Source organism: Sporomusa sp. (assembly GCF_057736855.1).
This window is the reverse complement of record NZ_JBYKYF010000256.1, coordinates 1-4,480: the sequence shown is the minus strand read 5'-3', so window position 1 is coordinate 4,480 and position 4,480 is coordinate 1. Positions and strand designations below refer to the sequence as shown.

Below are 4,480 nucleotides of genomic sequence, written 5' to 3'. Positions count from 1 at the left end.
CGGCGAAGCTGAAATATATGTGGTTTTTGCTATGACCGATAAAACCAAAGGCATAAAAGGCATCTCCGCCTTCATTGTGGAAAAAGGCACGCCTGGTTTTAGTTTTGGCAAGAAAGAACACAAACTGGGTATCCATTCTTCCATAACCAATGAACTGATTTTCCAAGATGTCAAAGTGCCTAAAGAAAACTTATTAGGCAAAGAAGGCGAAGGATTTAAAATTGCTATGGCGACACTTGACGGTGGACGTATCGGAGTAGCTGCACAAGCGTTAGGTATTGCCCAAGCTGCCTTTGATTATGCAGTAAAATATTCCAAAGAACGGGTACAGTTTGGCAAACCGATCGCCGCCAACCAAGCCATCGCCTTTATGCTTGCCGATATGGCAACTAAAATCGATGCCGCCCGCTTGCTGGTATATCGTGCAGCCTATCTGAAAGATCGGGGATTACCCTATTCCAAAGAAGCGGCCATGGCTAAAATGTATGCTTCTGATGTTGCCATGGAGGTTACTACCGATGCTGTACAAATTTTTGGCGGTTATGGCTATAGCCGCGAGTATCCGGTAGAACGCTTGATGCGTGACGCCAAAATTACCCAGATTTACGAAGGCACCAACCAAGTACAGCGTATGGTCATTTCCGGTAACATATTGCGATAGATATAGGAGGTCCAACAGTGGAAATAGTTGTTTGTGTCAAGCAGGTTCCCGATACTACAGAAGTAAAAATTGACCCGGTTACCAATACCCTCATTCGTCAAGGTGTACCCAGTATTGTTAACCCTTTTGATAAACATGCGGTAGAAGCAGCACTGCAACTTAAAGAAAAGCACGGCGGTAAAGTAACTGCCATTACTATGGGACCGCCGCAAGCCAAAGAGGCACTAAAAGAATGCATCGCCATGGGAGTTGATGAGGCCATTCTCATCAGTGACCGTGCTTTTGGTGGAGCCGATACCTTAGCTACCAGCTATACTTTGGCTTGTGCTATCAAAAAAATCGGCAAAGTCGATATGATTATTTGCGGTAAACAGGCGATAGACGGTGATACTGCTCAGGTTGGTCCTGAACTTGCCGAACATCTTGGCATGACACAGGTTACCTGTGTATCTAAAATTGAAGTTACCGAAGATGTAGTCAAGCTAGAACGGGAACATGACGAAGGTTATGAAATTATCGAAACCCAATTGCCAGTACTGCTTACGGTAATAAAATCCATTAATGAGCCACGTTTCCCCACCATTAAGGGCACGATGAAAGCAAACCGGAAAGAAATCCCTACCTGGACTTCCACAGACATGGATGTTGATCCAAAACAATTGGGTCTTATAGGTTCACCGACACAAGTACGACGCATTTTTACCCCGCAACAACGGGTACAAGGTGAAATCATAAAATCTGATACTGCACGTGAAGCTGCAGCAACACTTGTAAGCAAGTTATTAGCAGCAAAAATTGTGTAACGGAGGCAATAAGATGGCGGTAATAGTAAACAAAGAAGATTGTATTGGTTGTAGTGCATGCGTTAGTTGCTGCCCCTTCGGCGCGATAGTGATGGAAGACGATAAAGCCTGCATTACGGCCACGTGTACAATGTGCGGAGCATGTGTTGACATCTGTCCCGTAACCGCAATCTCCAAAGAAGCTGAACAAGTTTCAGTCCAGATTGACAAAAATGCTTATAAAGATGTATGGGTGTTCATTGAGCAAGTTGACGGTCAAATAAAAAATGTAAGTCATGAGTTACTGGGCGAAGGCCGTAAGCTGGCAGACGCGATGGGACAAAAACTCGCGGGTGTATTAATTGGCGATAGTGTCGAACATTTAGCTAACGAAATATTTGCCAGCGGCGCCGATAAGGTTTACTTAACCGAAGCACCTGAGTTAAAACATTACAGTACTGACGGCTATACAGCAGTATTTACCGAGTTAATTAACACCTACAAGCCAGCAGTTATCCTTATCGGCGCAACGAATGACGGCCGCGACTTGGGACCAAGGGTTGCCTGCCGGGTTGGCACAGGTTTAACCGCTGATTGCACCAATTTGGGTATTGACGAACAAACAGGCCTTGTGGCATGGACACGTCCCGCCTTTGGCGGCAATATCATGGCAACCATCCTGTGTCCTGAGCATCGCCCCCAAATGGGAACCGTGCGTCCGAAAGTGTTTAAGCGTCCTGAACAAGATTTCTCCCGTACCGGCGAAGTCATCCGGGTTGATGTAAAGTTACCAGTCATTCGTACAAAACTGGTTGACTTGGTTAAAGTCTGCACTGCCTCCTGCAATTTAGAAGAAGCGGAAATTATTGTGGCCGGCGGCAGAGGCATGGGTAAAGCAGAAAACTTCCGCCTAATTGAAGAACTGGCTGAAGTACTGGGCGGCGTTGTCGGTGCATCCCGGGCAGTCGTCGATGCTGGCTGGAAACCGCATTTTCATCAAGTAGGACAAACTGGTAAAACCGTCGGACCGAAAGTATATTTTGCCTGTGGCATATCTGGAGCCATTCAGCATGTCGCCGGGATGTCCTCCTCAGATATCGTTATTGCCATCAACAAAGATCCCGATGCCCCCATTTTTAAAGTAGCTGATTACGGCATCGTCGGTGATGTAATGGAAGTATTACCTGTCCTCATCGAGGAATTTAAAAAAGCAAAAACATGCTAATCACTATGGGATAGGAGGCAATAAGCTATGGAAATTAACAAAGTATTAATTATTGGTGCGGGACAAATGGGAAGCGGTATTGCCCAGGTAATGGCTTCAAGCGGTATCGCCGTTGTTTTGCATGATATCAAAGAAGAATTTGTTCAAAAGGGAATTACCGTTATTACTAAAAGCCTGACCAAATTAGTAGAAAAAGGTAAGCTATCCAGTGAAGAAAAAGAAAATATTTTGACTCGTATTTCAGGCAGTACCGAACTTACCGCCGAAATATGCACTGTAGACCTGGTAGTAGAAGCCGCTATCGAAAACATGGAAACCAAACGGGAGATACTTCAAAAGCTGGACACTCTTTGCCCCAACCATACCATTTTAGCGACCAATACTTCCTCTCTCCCCATAACAGCCATTGCCGCCTTTACGAAACGCCCTGATAAAGTCATCGGCATGCACTTTTTTAATCCGGCAGCGGTTATGAAACTGGTTGAGATCATCAATGGCTTGGCAACCAGCCAGAAAACTTTTGACACAGTCAAAACCTTAACAGAAAAGCTAGGCAAAACCCCAGTCAAAGTCGAAGATTATCCGGGCTTTGTTGGTAATCGCATTATGATCCCCATGATTAATGAGGCTATCTATACGCTCATGGAAGGGGTAGCAAGTGCTGAAGACATTGATCAGGTCGCCAAGCTAGGGTTCAACCATCCTATGGGACCATTAGCCCTCGCTGACCTGATTGGTAATGATACGATACTATCCATCATGGAGGTACTCTACAACGGGTACGGCGATCCCAAATATCGCCCCTGTCCTTTGCTTAAGAAAATGGTACAAGCTGGCTACTTAGGCCGTAAATCCGGTAAAGGCTTCTATGATTATACTAAGTAGAGGTGATATTCGATGACAACCTATACTAACCTTCTCTACAGCAGCGAACATGGCATTGGCCGTATCACTCTCCATCGGCCCCAAGCCCTGAATGCATTAAACTCGGAATTGCTTGCAGAATTGGATCATTTACTTGATACCATTGCTACCGATGAAACCACCAAAGTTGTCATCATTACCGGCAGCGGCGAAAAGGCCTTTGTCGCCGGGGCAGATATCAGCGAGATGCAAAATAAGTCTGCTATCGAGGGCCGTGCATTTGCCAAATTTGGTCAGTCGGTATTTAATAAATTAGAAAATCTTCCTCAGCCGGTAATAGCTGCCATCAATGGCTTTGCTTTAGGCGGCGGCTGCGAACTGGCAATGGCTTGCGACATTCGGATAGCTTCCGAAAAGGCCAAATTCGGTCAGCCGGAAGTTGGCTTAGGCATTATCCCGGGTTTTGGCGGCACCCAGCGCCTGCCACGGATTGTCGGCAAAGGACGGGCAAAAGAACTGCTGTATACTGGTGAAATGATTAGTGCGCAAGAAGCCTATCGTATTGGGTTAGTTAACAAAGTGACTGCACCCGAAGAATTGATAACCACCGCCGAAACCATGGCAAAATCGATTATGACTAAGGCAGAATATGCTGTTAAGCTGTGCAAGGCCGCCGTAAACGAAGGCCTTGATATGGATCTTGATTCAGGCATCGCCTATGAAGCCGAAGCATTTGGCTTGTGTTTTGCAACTGCCGATCAAAAAGAGGGCATGGCTGCATTTCTCGAAAAACGTAAACCGGCGTTTACTGGCAAGTAAGCAAATAACATAGAAAAGGCACCTATTCGGGTGCTTTTTCCATTATAAAAACCGCACCAAACTTTTGACATAAGTGTAGTCTGCTACGGCCCGGCATTATCCAGAATAAAACCCCGCAGGTGCTTGCTT

General features: G+C 45.8%; 5 protein-coding genes. All 5 read left to right on the top strand.

Annotated features, from left to right (window positions below):
* On the top strand, nt 1-661 hold a 661-nt coding region (locus AC29Z1_RS14000), incomplete at its 5' end, for an acyl-CoA dehydrogenase family protein (RefSeq protein ID WP_488272072.1).
* 17 nt (nt 662-678) lie between these two features.
* On the top strand, nt 679-1,464 hold the full coding sequence (locus tag AC29Z1_RS13995; RefSeq protein WP_488272071.1) for an electron transfer flavoprotein subunit beta/FixA family protein: 786 nt from the start codon (nt 679-681) through the stop codon (nt 1,462-1,464).
* A 13-nt stretch (nt 1,465-1,477) separates the two neighbouring features.
* Nucleotides 1,478-2,668 carry an FAD-binding protein gene (locus tag AC29Z1_RS13990; RefSeq protein WP_488272070.1) on the top strand — a complete coding sequence of 397 codons (1,191 nt, stop codon included), beginning with the start codon at nt 1,478-1,480 and terminating at the stop codon, nt 2,666-2,668.
* 27 nt (nt 2,669-2,695) lie between these two features.
* Nucleotides 2,696-3,553 carry a 3-hydroxybutyryl-CoA dehydrogenase gene (locus AC29Z1_RS13985; protein WP_488272069.1) on the top strand — a complete coding sequence of 286 codons (858 nt, stop codon included), beginning with the start codon at nt 2,696-2,698 and terminating at the stop codon, nt 3,551-3,553.
* A gap of 12 nt (nt 3,554-3,565) precedes the next feature.
* Nucleotides 3,566-4,351, top strand: a complete 786-nt coding sequence (locus AC29Z1_RS13980) for a short-chain-enoyl-CoA hydratase (protein ID WP_488272068.1) — start codon at nt 3,566-3,568, stop codon at nt 4,349-4,351.
* The last annotated feature ends 129 nt before the right edge of the window (nt 4,352-4,480 follow it).